The following is a 19,292-nucleotide window of genomic DNA, read 5'->3' as shown; positions in this document are numbered from 1 at the left end:
ATGCTCGGCAGAGGCCTTACCGGTAGAGCCCACTGCCGAGCATGGCTCGGCACTACGGTGAATCGTTTGCCGGGCGGGCGGATCAGAGCGCGTCGAGGTCGCCCAGGGCACGGATCAAACGCCGGGCGCGCTTGTCGGGTTTGTGCTCCGGGGCCTGGTAGCCGGTGCGTTCTGCGGCACGACGCAGGTGCAGTTCGTGACGCGCCTGCTTCGAGGCCGCCGACTCTTCGTACATGGCCTGCGCTACCGGCGCCGAACCGCGTTTGTCACTGAGCCCGCGTACGGCGATCTCGAAAACCTCATCGCCACGCTGCACCCGCAGCGCATCGCCCAGCCGAATGGCGCGGGACGACTTGGGGCGTTGCCCTTCCACGTCCACCTTGCCGGTCTCCACCGCCTGCTTGGCCAGGCTGCGGGTCTTGAAGAAACGCGCAGCCCACAGCCACACGTCAAGACGAATGCTTGCTACCACTACGACGTCACCACTCATCGCGTTGCCATGACTCCTGTGTAAGTCACCCATCGTTGATACCTGACTCCGGCACCCTCACCTGCAAGATGCTAGTGTGCCTGCCCCGATCCCGACAACGTTGTCCATGTCGAAAACCAAGCAAACCCGCTCACTGACCGAAGGCCCGATCGGCACCAGCCTGCTGATGTTCGCGCTACCCATTCTGGCTGGCAACATCGCACAGTCGCTGAACGGGTCGGTCAATGCCATCTGGGTCGGCAAGTTCCTCGGCGAGGCGGCGCTGACCGCCACGGCCAACGCCAACAACATCATGTTCTTCCTGATCGGCTCGGTATTCGGCATCGGCATGGCCGCCACCATCCTGATCGGCCAGTCCATCGGCGCCAAGGACCTGCCACAGGCACGGCGGGTGATGGGCACCAGCGCCACCTTCTTCATCAGCCTGTCTGCGGTGATCGCGGTGCTGGGCTGGTTCCTGTCGCACCGCCTGCTGCTGGCGATGGGCACACCGGCCGAATCGCTGCCGATGGCCGATGCCTATCTGAAGGTGATCTTCCTGGCGATGCCGCTGCTGTACGCATTTGCCTTCATTACCGCCGCCCTGCGCGGTGCCGGCGATGCGCGCACGCCGTTCCGCTTCCTGCTGTTGGCGGTGCTGATGGATATCGCCTTCAACCCGCTGCTGATCTTCGGTGTGGGGCCATTCCCGGAGCTCGGCATTGCCGGCGCGGCGTGGGCCACCTTCTTCTCGCAGGGCCTGGCGCTGGCCGGGCTGATGCTCTACCTGCGCAACAAACGACACATGCTGTGGCTGGGGCGCAAGGACATCGGCCTGCTGAAGATCGACACCGTCATCCTCAAGGCGCTGGTGGTCAAGGGCGTGCCGATGGGCCTGCAGATGATCCTGATCTCGCTGGCGATGATCATGATGATCAGCATGGTCAATGGCTACGGGGTGGAAACCGCCTCGGCCTATGGCGCGGCGATGCAGTTGTGGACCTATGTGCAGATGCCGGCCATGGCCATTGGCGCAGCCTGCTCGACGATGGCCGCACAGAACGTCGGCGCCGGCCTCTGGCCACGGGTGGAAGCCACGGCGCGTACCGGCGTGCTGTTCAATTTCCTGCTGACCGGTGCCCTGATCGCACCAATCATCCTGTTTGATCGCAGCACCTTGGCCTTGTTCCTGCCGGCAGCCAGCGAGGCGCTGGAAATCGGCCGCCATCTGAACCACATCGCGGTGTGGTCGTTCCTGTTCTTCGGCGTCAACTTCGTGCTGTCCGGCGTGGTCCGTTCCACCGGCGCGGTGCTGCCACCGCTGTTGATCCTGGCAATCGGCATGTGGGGCATCCGTGTACCGTTCGCGCTGTGGCTGCAGCCACGCTTTGGTGCCGATGCGATCTGGTGGAGCTTCCCGGTCAGCGCCCTGTGCTCGATGCTGATGATCATGGCCTATTACCGCTGGGGTAATTGGCGCAGCGCCAGCATCCTCGACAAGCCAGCGCAGGCCACCCCGGCGGAAGTGCCGGCGACGCCGCCGTCACCGGTGGCGGATCCTGACGTGGAATTGGAACGCTAGACAGCGCTGTAGGAGCGGCGTCAGCCGCGAAGCTGGCATTGCTGGAAAGGCCTAAAAGCCCAACCCCTCCCCAACCCTCCCCTACGCCTTCGGCGCAAGGGAGGGGGCAGAAACACGGCGGATCAATAACTGCCGTCGAAGGCGAAGATCGGCTTGCGTTGCTGCCACAGGCCCTTGGTGAAGTCCGGGAACTCCAGGGTCTGGAAGCTGTTGGCGATCGACTGCTCGGACAACGGCGTGATCGCACTCCAGGTCACGGCATCGTAGATGTCGATCGGCATCGGTGCCTTGGCCTTCAGTGCTTCCACGAAGGCGTGGATCACGAACCAGTCCATGCCACCGTGACCGGCGCTGGCGGCAGTGTCAGCATGCTGCTTCCACAGCGGGTGCTCGTACTGGTCCTGGTAGGTTTTGAACTCTTCCCACTGGTGCGGCGGGCTGCGGCCTTCGATATGGATGCCGTGGTTGACGTCCATCCACAGCCCCTTGGTGCCCTGCACACGGAAGCCCATCGAGTACGGACGCGGCAAGGAGGTGTCGTGCTGCAGCAGGATGGTCTCGCCGTTCTCGCAGGCCAGCGTGGTGGTGACGATATCGCCGAGCTTGAACTTGACCTTGGTGCTCGGATGGGTGGTGCCACCGCTCTTGGCCACGGTGTACTCGTGCAGGCCGCGCGCCTTGCTGGCGAAGGCATTGATATGGGTGAAACGGTTGCCACGGTTGATGCCGGTATACATCGCGCAGGGGCCGATGCCGTGGCTGGGATACAGCTCGCCATTGCGCTCGACCGAGTGCTCGGTGCGCCAGCGTGCTTCCGACCAGCCCTTGGCGCCGAACTCGACGCCGCTGTCATAGGGCTGCGACGGATCACCCGAGTTGAACTTCACTCCACGCAAGTCGTGCTGGTAACCGCCCTGCAGGTGCACCAGTTCGCCGAACAGGCCCTGACGCACCATCTGCAGCGCGGCCATCACGTCACGGCGGTAGCAGACGTTCTCCAGCAGCATGTACGGGGTGCCGGTGCTGAGCTGGGTATTGAGCACATCCCAATGGTCCTGCAGGGTGATGCCGGCAACCACTTCGCAGCCCACCGCGACCTTGGCCTGCATCGCCGCGATCGCCATCGGTGCATGCAGCTCCCACGGGGTGGCGATGATCACGCCATCCAGGCCGCGCCGCTCCAGCAGGCGCTTCCAGGCATTCTGGTCACGGTCCGCGCCATAGGCCTGCGGCGCGGGCTTGCCAGCCTTGGCCACCATGTCCATGGCGCGGCCGAGCATGATCGGCTCGATGTCGCACAGGGCAACCACTTCGACGTCGTCGCGGCGTACCAGTTCCTTCAGCAGTACCTGGCCTCGCATGCCGGTGCCGATCACGCCAAGGCGCACCTTGCGGCCACATGCCCAGGCTGGCGTATTCGGCAGCAGGCTGGTGGCGGCCAAGGCCGCGCTGGCCATGATGAATTCCCTACGCTTCATTGTGTTTCCTCTTTCAGGGGTCGTGCCGGTGATGGCAGGTGTGCCACGACCGTGCTGACGGTGTCACTGTCTTCCCCCTCATGCAATGCATGAGGGGGAAGCACTGCTGCGGTGGATCAGAACTTGTAGGTGGCGGTCACGCTGTAGATGCGACCAAAGTTGTTGGCATAGCCGGAGAAGTTCATCCAGTCGTTCGGATCGTAGAACGGCAGGCGGTTGAACAGGTTCTTCACCGTCACACCGACGCTCAGCTTCTCGATCGGACGCCAGTTGACGCTCAGGTTGGCCGTCCACCATGCCGGTGCGCCACCGCAATGGCCGGGGGCCAGATCGAGGAAGCTGCCCGTGCAGGTCTGCGCGTTGTTGTCCTGCGCATCGATGCGGTCATAGGCCCACTTGGTGCCGCCGACATAGTTGACGTAGAAGCCGGTATCCCACTTGCCGTAGGTCCAGTTGGTATTGAACGTGGCGCGGACCTTCGGGTTGTTGTAGTAGCCAACCACGTTGCCGTAGTACCAGCCGTCACCGTTGTCGGAGTTGTACATGTTGCGGTTGGCAATCGTCGCGGCCACACCGATGTTCAGGCGGCCCCATTCACCCAGGTCGAAGCGGCTGCGCAGATCGACGTCGAAGCCGTCGATAAGGGTGCGGCCACGGTTGCTGTACTGACCGATCACGCTGGCCACGTTGCCGATGCTGTAGCCCGGCAAGGTGCCCGGACAGGTCACGCCGCTGGCAGGGTCGTTGCACATCGCAGCCAGTGCAGCGAGGTTGGACTTGTCGGACTCGGTGATCGGGAAACGCGTCATCGAATCGATGTCTTCTTCCTTGCTGTAGTCCGGTGCGACGATTTCATCGCGGCGGTACACGAACCAGTAGTCGGCCGACACCGACAGCCAATCGGTCGGCTCCAGCACGACGCCCAGCGTGGCGATCTTCGCCTTCTCCGGCTTCAGGTCCTGGTTGGGCTGCGTCATGCGCGCCACGTTGCGGGCGCAATCGCTGTTCCACAGGCTGTTGCCCAGGTCCTTGTCGACGACGCGGTTGGACTGCCGCAGCAGGCCGGCGATCGCATTGGTTTCGGCGCAACGGACTTCATCACGGTAGCCGCCGATCTGCGCATACACGCCACCGCTACCCGCTTCAGCCAGGCTCGGTGCACGGAAGCCTTCCGAATAGGTACCACGCAGCACCAGTTGCGGTAGTGCCTGGTACTTCAGGCCGATCTTCGGTGCGGCATTGGCGCTGAAGCCCGGGTACTTGTCCAGGCGCAGTGCCAGGTCCATCTCGAGCTTCTCGGTGAGCGGCACCACGGCTTCGGAGAACAGCGCATAGGTGTTGCGCTTGCCGTCGAACCACGAGCCGCCCTGCTGGGTGATCAGGCCGTTGGCAGCGTCCGGGTTGCCCGGGGTGTAGAAGGTCTCGCGGGTGGCATTGAAGCCGAAGGCCGCGCGCACTTCGCCAGCCGGCATGTTGAACAGCGGGCCTTCGATCTTGCCGTCCAGGGTGTGCAGGCGGGTCCACGACTCGATGTCGAAGGTCGGGAAGGCTTCGCGGATCAGCGCCGCGTTGGCTTCACTGATCTCACCGAACTTATAGGCGGGATGATCGGAAATGATGACGCGGCCGGTACCCGGATCGATGGTGTACGGACCGAAGGCTTTCTCGAAGCCTTTCAGGTTGACGTTGGTGGTCTGGTAAGTGACCGAGTGCGAACCGGCGGTGGCGAACGCTGTTTCCCAGTTCCAGTCGCCAGCAGCACCACGCAGACCTGCCACCACACGGTAGCTGTCGTCGGTATTGCGCTGACCGAAGTGGCCACCGCCGACGTCCTGCAGCAGGTAACCCAAACCGACCACACCGCCATTCATCGCCTTCAACTCCGGGCTGGCGTGGTTGTATTCGTTGTTCGGGCCGAGCCACGGGGTCAGGAACTGGTTGACCGTGTTGCCGGTGTTGCGCGAGAACCAGCTCTGCGGATTGCCGGTGGTGGTGCCGTAAGCGCGCGGGGTGCCGCCGTTGGCGTGCAGGTCGATGTCGGTATAGGTGACTTCGGCGAATGCCTCGGTGCTGTCATTGAGCTGGTAATGACCATTGACGTAGGCAGTGACGCGCTTGGAATCGGCGCCGCCGTTGATCTGCCGGTTCATCCAGGTCTGCCAGATACAGCGGGTGCCACTGCTGACCTGCAGTACGTTGTTGCAGCCCGGTGCAGCCTCGTCCTTGCGCACGCCGGTGACCGGATCGATGGCGTAGTAATAGCCGGGGTTGAACACGCCCGGCGCACTGCCGGTGTCCAGCCGCAGATTCTTGATGTAGTCCGGATTGTTGACGTAGAACTGGCCCGGGTGCTTCAGGTACCACTCGCTGTCCGGAATGCCGTCGCGCTCATACAGGTTGATGCTGGCATAGACGTTGTAGCCGTCCTCGGCCATGTCGCCGAAACCGCCAGTGACGCTGGCCTGCTTTTCACCGAACGAATCAAAACGCGAAGCGGTGTCCCAGGTGCCGCTGACTTCCAGGCCCTGGTAGCTGCTCTTGGTAATGACGTTGATGACGCCTGCCACCGCATCGGTGCCGTACACGGCCGACGCGCCATCGGTCAGCACTTCCATGCGCTCGATGACGGCGGCAGGAATGGCATCGATGTTGACGAACTGGGTCTGGAAGCCAGCCGGTGCGCCGTAGTACGACAGACGGCGGCCATTCAACAGCACCAGCGTGCCCTGTGCGCCGAGGCCGCGCAGGTTGGCCTGTGAAGCACCATCGGAACCGGAGAACAACGACTTGGAATCAACCTGGCCCGGTCGTGCCGCCGGCAGATTGTCGAGCACCTGCAACAGCGTGCGCGCGCCCATGTTTTCGATGTCCTGCTTGCTGATCACCTGCACCGGCGATGCGGTTTCCACATCGGTGCGGCGGATGTTGGAACCGGTGACCTCGATGCGGGCCAACTCGGTGGTCTTGTCCTTTTCCTTATCGGCCTTGTCCTGCGCGAAGGCAGGTGCGGCGATGGCGAACAGCACGCTGGCAACAGCCAACGATAGTGGAGCTTGCAAACAGCGTTTGGCACTGCGGTTGGCTGGCAACATCGGGGTTCTCTCCTGGCAAGGGCACGCAAAAAAAAAGCAGTTGGCGGGCAAAGCGATCCCATGCCACGGTTCTTGGACCGTAGCCGGGGGTAATCCGGTGGGAGGAGCGGTGTTACGGGTGGGTCATGGGGCGAGGATGTCGGCGGAATCGCCCTCCTCGCCTATCAGTACGGCGTTGGCCCAGTTGGCGCAGACCTGGGACGGTTGGCTACCCTGCGCGCCCAAGGTGCGCAGACTCAGTCTGGACAGACCGCGGATGTCGAGCTCGGGCTTGACCACGCCCGGCGCTTTGACGAAGCCGCTGTCATAGAGCAGGCGGTCATCACCCCATACCTGGAACTGCAGACCACCGGCCTGACGGCATTGGTCATCGACGCCGAGGTCGGCGCGCAACGTTTTCCACTGGCCCTTCAAGCTCATGTCGATGCGGCTCTGTGCGCCGACGCCGAGGCCACGGCGGAACTGCAAGCCGTTCATGCGCATCGGCACCGCGGCAGCGAACGAACGGTCGGCATGCACCTGGGCGGCCAACACGGCCGGCAGCGGCAGCTGGGAGAGGTATAGCTGTCGCGCCGGCCGCTCGACCGTTTGCTGCTCGAGGATGTGGAAGGTGGACAGTGCAATCGGGCCAACATCGCGCGGCTGCAGTGCATCCACCGCACGTGCGGTGCTGCCCTGCGCTGCGGTCACCATCGGATCGGCGCCACTTGCGCCGTCACCGTCGGGGTTCTGCACGCTGAGCACGCGGAAGCGCAGCAGACGGCCGGCATGGGCCGGGAAATCGATGCGCTGCAGTTCCTGCTTCAGCTGCAGGTGACCACTGGCAATCGGCTTGCCCCACTCGCCATTGCTGTCGGCCATGTAGATTTCGTAATCACGCACCTGACCATGCTTCCAGTGCTGGTCGTTGCGCGGTGCCAGCTCGATGCCATCAATCAGCTTGCGCTCGCCAAAACCCACCACCCATTCGTGGGCGCCGGTGCGGATGGCCTGGTTGCGCACGCTACGGAACCACGTCGCCGGATCGTCGTCGAAGGCGTTTTCCAGCGGATGGCCGGGTTCTTCGGCCGGGCGGTTGACCACCAGCAGGCTGTCAGACGGCAGCGCGCGGCCCAGCTCCGGTGCGTTCGGGAAGGCGTCGTCGGCCAGCGCGGCGGCGACCGGGAAATCCAGCTGCAGGTTCAGCGGCGCGCGGATGTCCTGGCTGGCAGTACGCACGTGCAGGGTGCCCTTGCGCTCCTTGCCATCGAAGTACCAGCCCTCGCTGGCTGCCTGCAATGCAGCGGCATCAGCCAGCCTGGGCAGCGTGCGGCCATCCAGTTGCACGGCAGTCGGTGCGCTGCGATTCAACACGCGCAGGCCGTAACGGCGCTGCGCCAACTGACCTTGATACTCGCCCTGTACCGGCGCGATCTCCACCTGCACCGGGCCACTGCCCTGCGCCGGTGCCTGCACGCGGATCTGCTGCGTGCTGGACTCACCCTTCTGGTAACGGCGGGTGCTGCCATCGTCTTCGTACAGCGTGTAGCTGGACTCGCCCTGCGGATACAGATCGAAGGTCACTTCATCCAGCGGCTTCTCGCCGTCGAACAGCATCTCCGGATACATCGGCAGGATCGCGCCGGCACGCACGAACACCGGCAGCGTCGCCAGTTCGACCGGACGGTCGAGCTGCCTGCCTTCGGCACCGGCCTGCAGATGGCGGCCATCCCAATAGTCGTACCAGCCACCGGCCGGCAGATGGATGTCGCGGCGCCAGCCACGGCTTGCCGCCTGGCTGCGATACACCGGCGCCACCAGCAGATCACGGCCGAGCAGGAACTGGTACTTGTAGGTTTCGTCCTGCGCGTGCGGGTCCTGCGGGTTGTCCCACATCAGCCCGCGTACCGGCGGCGCACCGCTTTGTGCGGCATCGTGCACCAGCCCATACATATACGGGGTCAGGCGCATTTTCAGCTTGAGGTAGTCGCGGTTGATCGAACGGTAGGGCTCGTCGAAGGCCCAGGGGTGCTTGCGCGCGTTCGACGACCAGCCGGACATGCCCATCAGCACCGGAGTGAAGGTCTTCCACTGCAGGTCGCGGGTGAAGGTCTCGGCGCTGCCACCGAAGATCGCATCGACGTCGCCGCTGGCGTAGGCCATGCCCGACAGGCCCGAACCCACCAGGGTCGGCACGTGCCAGCGGATGTAATCCCAGCTGCTGCTCTGGTCACCGGTCCATGCAACCGCATAACGCTGGATGCCGGCCCAACCCATCACCGTCCACAGGAAGGGGCGCGAATCGGAATTGTTGAGGATGCCGTCAAACGCCTGGCGATTGGCATCCATCGCGAACTGATAGCCCTGCCCGGTCCAGGCCACGTCCAGCTTCTGCACGCGGCTGCCGGCCTTGCCGACTTCCCACGCAATCTTGTCGACGCCGTTCTCGGTCCACAGGCCGGTCTTGAAGCCGTACTTGGCCAGGCCCTGCACGGTTTCCGGCAACTGCTTGTAACCGCAGCCGTAACCATCGTTGGGCAGGATCCAGCCGCCCGGCATGTCGTTTTCGCGGTACTTGGCAGCGACGCTGTTGACCACGTCGATAGTGGTGCCGGTGGGGCCATCGCTCCAGCCTTCGGGCACGCTGCCAGGCTTTTTGATGTTGTCGCCGTCGTTGTAGCAGTCGGCGTCGCCATAGGACAGCGCCCAGCGCGCGACCATGTTCGGCCGGCCGGTCAGCTGGGTGTAGCGCTCCAGCAGACGCTGCAGATCATTGCCGACGAAGTAATAGGCGTCGAAGCGATCTTCGCGGTGCAGCAACGTGGCCTGGTCCGGCTGGCGCAGGTCATAGCTGCCGTCGCTCCAGGTATTGCGCAACATGCCCCAGCCGCGTGAGCTGAGCAGCATCGGCGCCGGGCTCGGGCGGTCGCCCTCTTCCCAGCCACCGGAATAGGAAACTTCAAGCTCGCGGCCCTTGAACTGGAAACGGCCGTTCTGCTGGCCGCCGCCGTAGAAGGCTTCATCGGCCTGCGAGGACAGCACCTGCACGCTCTGTTCGGCGCCCAGATCCAACGGCTGCTGTTCCTGCCATAGCGACACCGGCTTGCCACCATCCAGACGCTCCAGCCGCAGCTGCAGGGGCTGCCGCTGCACATGCAGGACCAGCGCCGGGGTACGCACGCGGATTTCCTGCGCGTCTTCTTCCAGCCGCGCCTGCACCTGCTGCACGGGCTGCGGCAACACGATGGGCGCGGCCTTGTCGCCGGCGCCGGTCAGTTTGCCGTTGCGGCCGGCCTGCACATGCACGATGTCGTTGGCCAGCACCTCGATGCGCAGGGTGCTGCCGTTGTCACTGCGTACGTCCCAGGCACGCACGCCGTCACGGCCATCGCTGGCGGTGACGGAGCGCAGATTGCCGATGGGCTCGGCCTGTGCGGTCACTGCCGGCAACAACAAGGCCGAAAGCAGCGCCAGCAGCAGCGGCGATTGACGAACGCAGTGTTCCACCTTGCCTCCAACCCGTTCAACGGGCGTTTCGAAACCGAGTGCGCCGACTCTAGGGCAGGAAATCGAAAGATGTCAACAAAATGAAAGCAAAAGATAAGTAATATTTCTTGCAATCGAAAGATGATGCACAGCAACAACTTTCACATCGCGCAGCTGAGCGTATTCATTGCTGCGAAAGGGTTTCCCGGGAAACCTTTCGCTTCGGACGATTCTCAAGTCAGCAAAGTCTAATTAAATAAATTCTTTCGTTTTGCTTTCGGTATTTGACATTCCGAAAGAAAAGAAAGATGGTGCGCTGGCCAATCAGGAATCACACATGGATGCCACCCTGCTTCACGATCTGACCGCCTGGCAGCGCCTGGGCGGAGCCGATACCGCTACCGAAATCGCCCAGCAGCCCGCGCTGTGGGAAACCCTTGCCATCGACCTGCAACAGGCCAGCACGCGCCTGCAGGATTTCCTTGGGCAGCGCCTGTCCGATCCGCGCCAGCGGGTGATCTTCACTGGCGCCGGCAGCTCCGGTTTCATCGCCGAGATGGTGGCCGACACCATCAATGCGCAGTGGCCGGCCGAAGTGCGCGCCGTGCACACCACCAGCCTGCTCACCCACCCGGCGCTGTACCTGCAGCGCGACCGCCCGACCCTGCTGGTGTCGTTCGGCCGCAGCGGCTCCAGCCCGGAAAGCGTGGCCGCCGTCGACCGCGTCCGCGCCGACGTCGACGATGCCCGCTTCCTCGACATCACCTGCAATGCCGACGGCGAACTGGCCCGCCGTGGCGCCGGTCGTGACGACACCTGCACGCTGCTGATGCCGGCCGCCAGCTGCGACCGCGCCTTCGCCATGACCAGCAGCCTGAGCTGCATGCTGCTGACCGCACTGACCGTGTTCGACAGCGCCCCCTGGGCCGAGCGTGTACAGCGCCTGCAGCAGGTTGCCGCACTCGCGCGCCAGGGCTTGGACAACTGGGATGCTGTGGTCGCTGCACTCGCTGCGCAGCCATACAACCGCGTTATCTACCTTGCCAGTGGTCCGCTGGAAGCGCTGGCCCGCGAAGCTGCGCTGAAGGTATTGGAACTCACTGCCGGCCGCGTGCTGGCACTGGCCAATACCCCGCTGGGTTTCCGCCACGGCCCCAAGTCCACGCTCAATGATGAAACCCTGGTCGTCGTGCTGCGCAGCGCCGAGCCGCTGTCGCGTCGCTACGAACAGGATCTGCTGGAAGAACTGCGCGGTGATGGCGTTGCCGGCAAGGTGCTGTCGATCGGCCCGCACTCGGACCTGGGCATCCATGACGACTACACCTTGTCCGTGCCTGCCCTGCCCGACAGCTGGCTGGCGCCGGTGTGGCTGCCGTTCGCACAGCTGTACGCACTGCAGCGCTCGGCCGCACTCGGCCTGACCCCGGATAATCCGTTCCCGGACGGCACCGTCAACCGCGTGGTCAAGGGCGTCACCATCCACCATGGCTGATACCCGCGCCCCGGCCTGTTATGGCATCGACATTGGCGGTACCAAGATTGAACTGGTGGCCTGCGATGCCGCCCTGCAGGTCGTGTGGCGCAAACGCATCGCGACCCCGCAGGGCGACTACAACGGTTTCCTGCAGGCGGTGGAAACGCTGGTTGCAGATGCCGATGCAGAACTCGGCCAACGCGCGCAGGCCATCGGCATCGCCCTGCCCGGCGTGCGCGAGCGGCGCAGTGGCCGCCAGCTCAGTGCCAACGTACCGGCACTGACCGGCCAATGCGTCAGCGCCGACCTGCAGGCGCGCCTGCAGCGACCGCTGCACTTCGGCAACGACCTGCAGTGTTTTGCATTGTCGGAAGCACACGGTGGCGCGGCGAACGGTTACGCCAGCATGTTCGGCGCCATCCTCGGCACCGGTGCCGGCGGTGGTTACTGCCTGCACGGCAAGCTGGTCGGTGGCTTCAACGGCCTGGCCGGCGAATGGGGCCACTGGAGTGTTCCAGCCAACCTGCTGCAACGGCACGGTCTGCCACTGCTGGAGTGTGGCTGCGGCCTGCGCGGCTGCGTGGAGCGCTATGTCTCCGGCAGCGGCGTGGCCATGATCGAACGCCATCTTGGCGGCAATGCGGCCAACGCCAGCGAAGTCATCGCCCAGGCCGAGGCCGGTGACATCCGCGCCATGCAGGCATTGGATATCCATCGCGACCTGCTCGGCCACAGTTTCGCCGCGCTGATTCTCGCGCTGGACCCGCACGTCATCGTGCTCGGTGGCGGCCTGTCGCAGTACGCGCCGCTCTACCAGCAGCTGCCCGCGGCCATCGCCGCACATCTGTTCAACGGCGTGGAAGTGCCGCCCATCGTGCCACCGCGCTTCGGCGATGCCGGCGGTGCCCGTGGCGCCGCCCTGCTCGCCTGCCAACCCGCTTACCTGATTCCCGGAGCTTGACCATGTCACCGCTGCAATCCCTGCTTGCCTCTCATCGCCAAGGCCACAATGTCGGCCTGTACAGCGTCTGCTGCAGCAACGAACAGGTGTTGCGCGCTGCAATGCATGTGGCCGCGCAGCACGGCACCGTGCTGTTGATCGAAGCCACCTCCAACCAGGTCGACCAGTTCGGTGGTTACACCGGCATGACCCCGCCGCAGTACCGCGCCTATGTGGAAGCACTCGCCGATGAAGAAGGATTCCCGCGCGCGCAGCTGATCCTGGGCGGCGACCATCTCGGCCCCAACGCCTGGCAGAAGCAGCCGGCCGCCGAAGCGATGGCCAACGCGCGCGTGCTGATCGAAGCCTATGTCGCCGCTGGCTTCCACAAGATTCATCTCGACTGCAGCATGTCCTGCGCCGACGACCCGACCCCGCTGCCGGACGCCACCGTCGCCGCACGCTCGGCCGAACTGGCAGTCATCGCCGAAGCGACTGCCAAGGCCAACGGCCTGCCGCCGCCGGTCTACGTGATCGGTACCGAAGTGCCGATTCCCGGTGGCGAAGCCTCGCTGGCAGGCGGCCTCGCGGTCACCACGCCGGCCGCTGCCGCGCAGACCCTGGCCATCCATCAGCAGGCCTTCGACACACCGGAACTGCGTGATGCCTGGCTGCGCGTGATCGCCATGGTGGTGCAGCCGGGCGTGGACTTCGACCACAGCAGCGTGCACGAATACGACGCCGCCGCTGCCAGCGAGCTGGCTGATTTCCTCGAACAGCAGCCGCGCATCGTGTTTGAAGCGCACTCGACCGACTATCAGCGCGAGTCCGGCCTGCATGCATTGGTGCGCGATCACTTCGCGATCCTCAAGGTCGGCCCTGCGGCAACGTTTGCCTACCGCGAAGCGCTGTTCGCACTCGCCGCGATCGAAGCCGAACTGCTGCCCGCCGCGCAGTGCTCCAGGCTGCCGCAGGTGCTGGAACAGGTGATGCTGGCCAAGCCGAAGAACTGGCAGGCGCATTACCACGGCGACGAAGCCACGCTGCGCCTGCTGCGCTCCTACGCCTTCAGTGACCGTTGCCGCTATTACTGGGGCGAACCGGAGCTGCTGCAGGCGGTGCAGACGCTGTTTGCCAACCTGGAACAGCACACCCCGCCGCTGGTACTGCTCAGCCAATACCTGCCTGGCCAGTACGTGGCCGTGCGCGAGGGCCAGTTGGCCGCCACGCCAACGGCCCTGGTGCAGCATCGCGTCGGCCAGTGCCTGGGCGAATATGCGCGCGCCTGCAGCGCCAATCAGGCAGGTACGCGCAAGCAAAGCGAAAGTTTGCGTACCCAAAACCTTGCGAACGGTTAATCTCCGCTTTCAAACGCACAAGAGAGCTGACCATGCGCAATACCCGTCCCCGCCGACAGCAGATCCTGCAACGCCTGATCGACCAAGGCTCGGTGCAGGTTGCCGAACTGGTTGACCAGTTCGGCGTGTCGGCGGTGACCATCCGTACCGACCTGGGCCACTTTGAGGCCCAGGGCCTGGCCACGCGCACCCACGGTGGCGCGACCCTGGTACGCATGCCGCCGCAGGAACAGGACATCCACGAGAAAGATGCGCTGAACCTGTCGCTGAAGGAATCCATCGGCATGCGCGCCGCGCAGCTGGTGCAGCCCGGCGACAACATCATCATCGACTCCGGCTCCACCACCATGACCCTGGCCCGACACCTGCGCGACCACCGCGATGTCACGGTGATGACCAATGGTTTGAACATCGCCTGGGAGCTGGCCAACGCACCGGCCGTCAACGTACTGCTGACCGGCGGCCTGCTGCGCAAGCAGTCGCTGTCGCTGCAGGGCAGCCAGGCCGAAGCCAGCCTCACCTCCTACAGCTTCGACACCTTGTTCCTTGGCGTGGACGGTCTGGACCTGCAGTTCGGCCTGACCACCCATGACGAAGCCGAAGCCCGCCTCAATCACCGCATGGTCGAGCGCGCACGGCGCATCGTGGTGCTCACCGACGCCTCCAAATTCGGCCGGGTGAGCCTGCACCGCATCGCCCGCCTCGACCAGATCCACGCCATCATCACCGATACCGGCATCGACGATGCCACCCGCGAGGGGCTGCAGCGCCAGGGCATCGAAGTGATCACCGCCGAGCCACCACTATGACCGCTACCCGCGGCCTGTACGGCCGCATCCTCACTCCCTTGGGCTGGCGCCGCGGCCACGTTCACTTCGACCAGCAGCTGCGCACGCTGGACGTGGAAGACCACGCCGGCGACGGCGGCGAGCTGCCCATCATCCTGCCCGGCTTCATCGACCTGCACGTGCATGGCGCGGCTGGTGTGGACCTGATGCAGGGCGGCGATGTCGCCCGCCACATCGCCCACACCCATGCCCGCTACGGCACCACCACCCTGCTCGGCACGACGATGACCGCCGAGTACGCGGAGATCGAGAACGCCCTGCGCGGTGTCGCCCAGGTGATGGCGACACCCGATGTGGATGCCGCGCAGATCATCGGCGTGCATCTGGAAGGCCCCTTCATCAGCCCGCAGCGGCTGGGCGCACAGCCGCCACGCACGCTGGAAGCAACGCTGGAGTCCGTGCAGCACCTGCATGCCCTGGCCCCGATCAAGGTGCTGACGATTGCACCGGAGATCGGCCAGCACACTGCCTTGATTCCGGCTTTGGCAGCGATGGGCATCCGCGTGCAGATCGGCCACAGCGCTGGCACGTACGACGATGCGGTCGCCGCACTGCAGGCTGGTGCGGTTGGCTTCACCCATCTGTTCAACGGCATGACCGGCGTTGATCACTACAAGCCCGGTATCGCTGCTGCCGCCTTGGCCCATGCCGAATATGCCGAACTGATTCCCGACCTGCAGCACGTGCATCGCGGTGCCATCCGCATGGCGGTACGCGCGATCCCGCGCCTGTATGCCGTCACCGATGCCACCGCTGCCACCGGCATGCCCGATGGCGAATACGCACTGGGCGAACAACGCGTGCACAAGTGCATGGGCTGCGTGCGGCTCTCCACCGGCTCGCTCGCAGGCAGCGCACTGACCATGGATCAAGCACTGCGCAATCTGGTCGATGTCGGCCTCGAACTCGCCGACGCCTCGCAACGTGTCTCCACCATCCAGGCCGATTACCTCGGCCTGGAAGATCGCGGCCGCATCGCGCCGGGCCTGCGCGCGGACATGGTGGTGCTGGACCCGCAATTGAAATTGCAACAGGTATGGATAGCCGGCAACCCGGTCGACCCAAACTGATCCGCCCCATGTAGTGCCGAGCCATGCTCGGCAGTGGGCTCTACCGGTAAGGCCTCTGCCGAGCATGGCTCGGCACTACAAGGGCTCTACCGGTAAGGCCTCTGCCGAGCATGGCTCGGCACTACAGAAAGCAAAAACGCCACCTTGCGGTGGCGTTTTCGATCAACCTCTGCCAGCTCAGCGCTTGCCGCTACCCAGCAGGCCGCTGCCCAGCTTGATCAGGTCGCTGACGCCGAACTGGCCGTCGCCGTCCTGGTCCAGCACGCTGCCCAGCAGGCCGCCACCAATGCCGCCGGCCTGGGCCACCTGCTGCTTCTCCTGGCCAAGAACCTGCGCCAGGCCGTCCGGATTGGCCGGTGCGGCGCCACTGCTCATGCGCTGGGCGATATAGGCCATCACGATCGGGGCGAGGATCTTCAGCAACTGGCTGGAGGCGCTCGGGCTCAGGCCGGTCGCCTGGGCCAGACCGGTTTCAGCACGGTCCTGGCTGCCGCCGAAAATGTGGCCGAGGATGCCGGCGCCGTTGGCTGCCGGGCTGTTGCCGCCGCCCATTACCGCGCCCAGCACGCTGCCGATGTCCAGGCCGCTGTGGTTGTTCTGCAGCGCGCCGAACAGCGCTTCGGCGCCCTGGGGCTTGGCTGCGTTGTTGCCCAGTGCACCCATCAGCAGCGGCAGCGCGGCGCTGATGGCGCCCGAGGCCTGCTGGCTGTCGATGCCAAGCTGCTGCGAAACCTGCTGCAACGGTGCGCCCTGCAGCTGGGAAAGAAGATCGTCGGTCAGACTCATCGGGGACTCCTTGAATGGGTGGGTTGCCGAGCGGCATGGTAACCCCCGCAAGGGGGCGTAAGTGAAGGGGCAATGACGTGTTGGTTTGTGGGCAGAAACAGCACCGCCCGCGCAGGGCGGGCGGTGCTGTGTCGTCATTGGATCAGCGAACCGGACTTACAGCTCGATGTCCTCGGCGCCTGGCGTAGCAGCGGGGAAGTCGCTGCCCGGATGCGGCGGTGGTGCGAACGGATCGGCAGAGGCGGGCGCAGCTGCAAGCGCCTGCAGGGCAGCGGCAATGCCCGCGCCATAGGCAGGGTCGGCCTTGTTGCAGTTGTCGATATGGCGCTGCTTGATGAAGTCCGGCGCATCACCCAGGGCGCGGGCGGTGTTCTCGAACAGGCGCTGCTTCTGCGCCGCGTTGTAGCTGCGGAACAGTGCGCCCGGCTGGCTGAAGTAGTCGTTGTCGTCTTCGCGGAAGTTCCAGAAGTCGGCATCGCCACGGATCTTCAGGGCCGGCTCGCGGTACTGCGGCTGTTCCTGCCACTGGCCATAGCTGTTGGGCTCGTAATGCGGCAGGCCGCCGTAGTTGCCGTCCACACGCATGGCGCCATCGCGGTGGTTGCTGAAGACCGGGCAGCGGGCGGCGTTGACCGGGATCTGGTGATGGTTGACGCCCAGCCGGTAGCGCTGCGCGTCGGTGTAAGCGAACAGACGCGCCTGCAACATCTTGTCCGGCGACGGGCCGATGCCCGGTACCAGGTTGCTCGGTGCGAAGGCCGACTGCTCCACGTCCTGGTACCAGTTGACCGGGTTGCGGTTGAGTTCGAATTCGCCCACTTCGATCAAGGGGTAATCGCTCTTTGGCCAGACCTTGGTCAGGTCGAAGGGATGGATGCGGTAGGTTTCCGCTTCCAGCTCCGGCATGACCTGCACGAACAGCTTCCACTTCGGGAACTCGCCGCGCTCGATCGCCTGGAACAGGTCACGGCCATGGCTTTCGCGGTCCTTGCCGACCAGTACTTCGGCCTGCGCGTCGGTCAGGGCCTGCACGCCCTGCTGGGTGACGAAATGGAACTTCACCCAGAAGCGCTCGCCGCCTTCATTGGTGAAGCTGTAGGTGTGCGAACCGAAGCCATTCATGTGGCGGAAGCTGCGCGGGATGCCGCGGTCGCTCATCACCACGGTGACCTGCATGAGCGCTTCCGGCAGCAGGGTCCAGAAGTCCCAGTTATTGCGCGCGCTGCGCAGGTTGGTGTGCGGGTCGCGCTTGACCGCCTTGTTGAGGTCACCGAACTTGCGCGGGTCACGCAGGAAGAACACCGGCGTGTTGTTGCCGACCAGGTCCCAGTTGCCTTCTTCCGTATAGAACTTCAGCGCAAAACCGCGGATGTCGCGCTCGGCATCGGCGGCGCCACGCTCACCGGCCACGGTGGTGAAGCGGGCGAACATCTCGGTCTGCTTGCCCACCGCCGAGAACAGCTTGGCGCGGGTGTACTTGCTGATGTCGTGGGTGACGGTAAAGGTGCCAAATGCGCCGGAACCCTTGGCGTGCATGCGGCGTTCGGGAATGATTTCGCGGTTGAGATTGGCGAGCTTTTCCAGCAGCCAGACATCTTCCATCAGCAACGGGCCGCGCGGGCCGGCGGTCTTGCTGTTCTGGTTGTCCACCACCGGCGCGCCGAAGGCGGTGGTCATCGGTGTTGCCGGTGCGTCGCCGTGCTTCTGCTTGAGCGTGGTGCTGGTGTCGCGTTGCGACTGTGCGGCCTGCTCGGGGGAGGGGGCGCTGTGGTACGGACAGGTGGGCTTGTTGTCGTTGCTCATTGCTGGCTCCTGCTGGCGTTGGGGTTTTGCTCCCACCGACTGTAACCACGGAAGCGTTAAATGAGTAATCAAATGATCCGGTCGCTCTGATAGGGCTTACCTATTACTCAGCTTGCCGGGATAAACGTGCCCTGTTGATGCAGCGCGGGCGATCCGCTGTCCGGCAGCCGTTATGCTGGGCAGCTGCCTGCCCCGGACCCACCCATGAGCCAACGCGCTGCCCGACTGCTGCACCTGCTGGATGAATTGCGGCGCCGCCGCACGCCAGTGCGCGGTGCCGAGCTCGCGCAGCGCCTGGAGGTGAGCCTGCGCACCCTGTACCGGGACATCGACGCGTTGCGCGGGCAAGGGGCCGATATTGCCGGTGATCCCGGTGTTGGCTACCAACTGCGGCCGGGCTTTCTGTTGCCGCCGATGATGTTTTCCGCCGAGGAACTGGAAGCGGTGTTGCTGGGCGCGCGCTGGGTGGCCTCGCATGGCGACCCGGAACTGGCGGCAGCAGCCGACACCGCCTTGCAGCGTGTCATCGGTGTACTGCCCGAAGCCCTGCGCCTGCAGGTGGAAACCAGCGGCCTGTTCGCACCGCACTGGCATGCGGTACCGCCGGAACCGTGGTTGCCGGCCTTGCGGCGTGCCATTCGCGACGGCAATGCCGTGCGCATCCAGTACCGCGACGTCGAGGGCAGGATCAGCGAACGCATGATCTGGCCGTTCGCGATGGCGTTCATGGCTGACGTGCGAATGCTGGCGGCGTGGTGCGAGATGCGCGGTGATTTCCGTCACTTTCGTGCCGACCGCTTGTTGGCGCTGGAAGACACAGCACAACGCTATCCGGCGCAGCGCCATCAGTTGCTGAAGCGCTGGCGTGCGCAGTGCATGACGGACAGTTGATGCATCACTGCTGACAGCAGCTGTCAGCAGCCCCTG

At 64.7% G+C, this 19,292-nt stretch carries 13 protein-coding genes; 7 read left to right on the top strand and 6 right to left on the bottom strand.

What is annotated here, in order from left to right; all coding sequences use genetic code 11:
- Window positions 1-82: 82 nt before the first annotated feature.
- The gene (locus ACVOL0_RS06765) at window positions 83-490 is read right to left on the bottom strand and encodes an RNA-binding S4 domain-containing protein (protein WP_481548460.1); all 408 of its coding nucleotides are present in this window, start codon (window positions 488-490) and stop codon (window positions 83-85) included.
- A gap of 106 nt (window positions 491-596) precedes the next feature.
- On the opposite strand from ACVOL0_RS06765, the gene ACVOL0_RS06760 reads away from it, so the two are divergent.
- Window positions 597-2,051, top strand: a complete 1,455-nt coding sequence (locus ACVOL0_RS06760) for an MATE family efflux transporter (RefSeq protein ID WP_481548459.1) — start codon at window positions 597-599, stop codon at window positions 2,049-2,051.
- Between the two features lie 122 nt (window positions 2,052-2,173).
- Here the strand turns inward: ACVOL0_RS06760 and ACVOL0_RS06755 are convergent, their stop codons facing one another.
- The 3 genes from ACVOL0_RS06755 to ACVOL0_RS06745 form a co-directional block, all read right to left on the bottom strand.
- Window positions 2,174-3,529 carry a Gfo/Idh/MocA family protein gene (locus ACVOL0_RS06755; protein WP_481548458.1) on the bottom strand — a complete coding sequence of 452 codons (1,356 nt, stop codon included), beginning with the start codon at window positions 3,527-3,529 and terminating at the stop codon, window positions 2,174-2,176.
- Between the two features lie 116 nt (window positions 3,530-3,645).
- On the bottom strand, window positions 3,646-6,621 hold the full coding sequence (locus tag ACVOL0_RS06750) for a TonB-dependent receptor plug domain-containing protein (RefSeq protein ID WP_481548457.1): 2,976 nt from the start codon (window positions 6,619-6,621) through the stop codon (window positions 3,646-3,648).
- A gap of 123 nt (window positions 6,622-6,744) precedes the next feature.
- A complete protein-coding gene (locus ACVOL0_RS06745) occupies window positions 6,745-10,107 on the bottom strand; it encodes a TIM-barrel domain-containing protein (RefSeq protein WP_481548456.1) in 3,363 nt (1,120 codons plus the stop codon).
- Between the two features lie 316 nt (window positions 10,108-10,423).
- Here ACVOL0_RS06745 and ACVOL0_RS06740 point away from each other — a divergent pair, with 316 nt between their 5' ends.
- The 5 genes from ACVOL0_RS06740 to nagA are packed head-to-tail and all read left to right on the top strand — an operon-like array spanning window position 10,424 to window position 15,776.
- Window positions 10,424-11,578 carry an SIS domain-containing protein gene (locus tag ACVOL0_RS06740; protein ID WP_481548455.1) on the top strand — a complete coding sequence of 385 codons (1,155 nt, stop codon included), beginning with the start codon at window positions 10,424-10,426 and terminating at the stop codon, window positions 11,576-11,578.
- A complete protein-coding gene (locus tag ACVOL0_RS06735; protein ID WP_481548454.1) occupies window positions 11,571-12,521 on the top strand; it encodes an ROK family protein in 951 nt (316 codons plus the stop codon). The genes ACVOL0_RS06740 and ACVOL0_RS06735 overlap by 8 nt, the downstream gene beginning before the upstream one ends.
- Window positions 12,522-12,523: 2 nt before the next feature.
- The gene (locus ACVOL0_RS06730; protein ID WP_481548453.1) at window positions 12,524-13,858 is read left to right on the top strand and encodes a D-tagatose-bisphosphate aldolase, class II, non-catalytic subunit; all 1,335 of its coding nucleotides are present in this window, start codon (window positions 12,524-12,526) and stop codon (window positions 13,856-13,858) included.
- A 26-nt stretch (window positions 13,859-13,884) separates the two neighbouring features.
- Entirely contained in the window at window positions 13,885-14,667 is a 783-nt protein-coding gene (locus ACVOL0_RS06725; RefSeq protein WP_282270845.1) for a DeoR family transcriptional regulator, read from the top strand.
- The gene (nagA, locus tag ACVOL0_RS06720; RefSeq protein WP_481548452.1) at window positions 14,664-15,776 is read left to right on the top strand and encodes an N-acetylglucosamine-6-phosphate deacetylase; all 1,113 of its coding nucleotides are present in this window, start codon (window positions 14,664-14,666) and stop codon (window positions 15,774-15,776) included. Before ACVOL0_RS06725 ends, nagA begins: the two co-directional genes overlap by 4 nt.
- 177 nt (window positions 15,777-15,953) lie before the next feature.
- Here nagA and ACVOL0_RS06715 read toward each other — a convergent pair whose 3' ends face one another.
- Both ACVOL0_RS06715 and ACVOL0_RS06710 read right to left on the bottom strand, forming a co-directional pair.
- The gene (locus ACVOL0_RS06715) at window positions 15,954-16,562 is read right to left on the bottom strand and encodes a DUF937 domain-containing protein (RefSeq protein WP_481548451.1); all 609 of its coding nucleotides are present in this window, start codon (window positions 16,560-16,562) and stop codon (window positions 15,954-15,956) included.
- A gap of 156 nt (window positions 16,563-16,718) precedes the next feature.
- Window positions 16,719-18,365 (bottom strand): catalase, encoded by a 1,647-nt coding sequence (locus ACVOL0_RS06710; protein WP_481548450.1) that lies wholly within the window; start codon window positions 18,363-18,365, stop codon window positions 16,719-16,721.
- A gap of 204 nt (window positions 18,366-18,569) precedes the next feature.
- Here ACVOL0_RS06710 and ACVOL0_RS06705 point away from each other — a divergent pair, with 204 nt between their 5' ends.
- On the top strand, window positions 18,570-19,256 hold the full coding sequence (locus ACVOL0_RS06705; RefSeq protein ID WP_481548449.1) for a helix-turn-helix transcriptional regulator: 687 nt from the start codon (window positions 18,570-18,572) through the stop codon (window positions 19,254-19,256).
- The last annotated feature ends 36 nt before the right edge of the window (window positions 19,257-19,292 follow it).

It is taken from the genome of Stenotrophomonas sp. STEN021 (assembly GCF_056760175.1).
The sequence above is the reverse complement of the archived record's forward strand: the minus strand, read 5'-3'. Positions and strand labels throughout refer to the sequence as shown.

Excerpts from the sequence above, each read along its gene's own strand:
- ACVOL0_RS06755 (WP_481548458.1), bottom strand. The coding sequence starts at position 3,529 with ATGAAGCGTAGGGAATTCATCATGGCCAGCGCGGCCTTGGCCGCCACC.
- ACVOL0_RS06760 (WP_481548459.1), top strand. The coding sequence starts at position 597 with ATGTCGAAAACCAAGCAAACCCGCTCACTGACCGAAGGCCCGATCGGC.
- ACVOL0_RS06740 (WP_481548455.1), top strand. The coding sequence starts at position 10,424 with ATGGATGCCACCCTGCTTCACGATCTGACCGCCTGGCAGCGCCTGGGC.
- ACVOL0_RS06765 (WP_481548460.1), bottom strand. The coding sequence starts at position 490 with ATGAGTGGTGACGTCGTAGTGGTAGCAAGCATTCGTCTTGACGTGTGG.
- ACVOL0_RS06715 (WP_481548451.1), bottom strand. The coding sequence starts at position 16,562 with ATGAGTCTGACCGACGATCTTCTTTCCCAGCTGCAGGGCGCACCGTTG.
- ACVOL0_RS06735 (WP_481548454.1), top strand. The coding sequence starts at position 11,571 with ATGGCTGATACCCGCGCCCCGGCCTGTTATGGCATCGACATTGGCGGT.
- ACVOL0_RS06705 (WP_481548449.1), top strand. The coding sequence starts at position 18,570 with ATGAGCCAACGCGCTGCCCGACTGCTGCACCTGCTGGATGAATTGCGG.
- ACVOL0_RS06750 (WP_481548457.1), bottom strand. The coding sequence starts at position 6,621 with ATGTTGCCAGCCAACCGCAGTGCCAAACGCTGTTTGCAAGCTCCACTA.
- ACVOL0_RS06730 (WP_481548453.1), top strand. The coding sequence starts at position 12,524 with ATGTCACCGCTGCAATCCCTGCTTGCCTCTCATCGCCAAGGCCACAAT.
- ACVOL0_RS06710 (WP_481548450.1), bottom strand. The coding sequence starts at position 18,365 with ATGAGCAACGACAACAAGCCCACCTGTCCGTACCACAGCGCCCCCTCC.
- nagA (WP_481548452.1), top strand. The coding sequence starts at position 14,664 with ATGACCGCTACCCGCGGCCTGTACGGCCGCATCCTCACTCCCTTGGGC.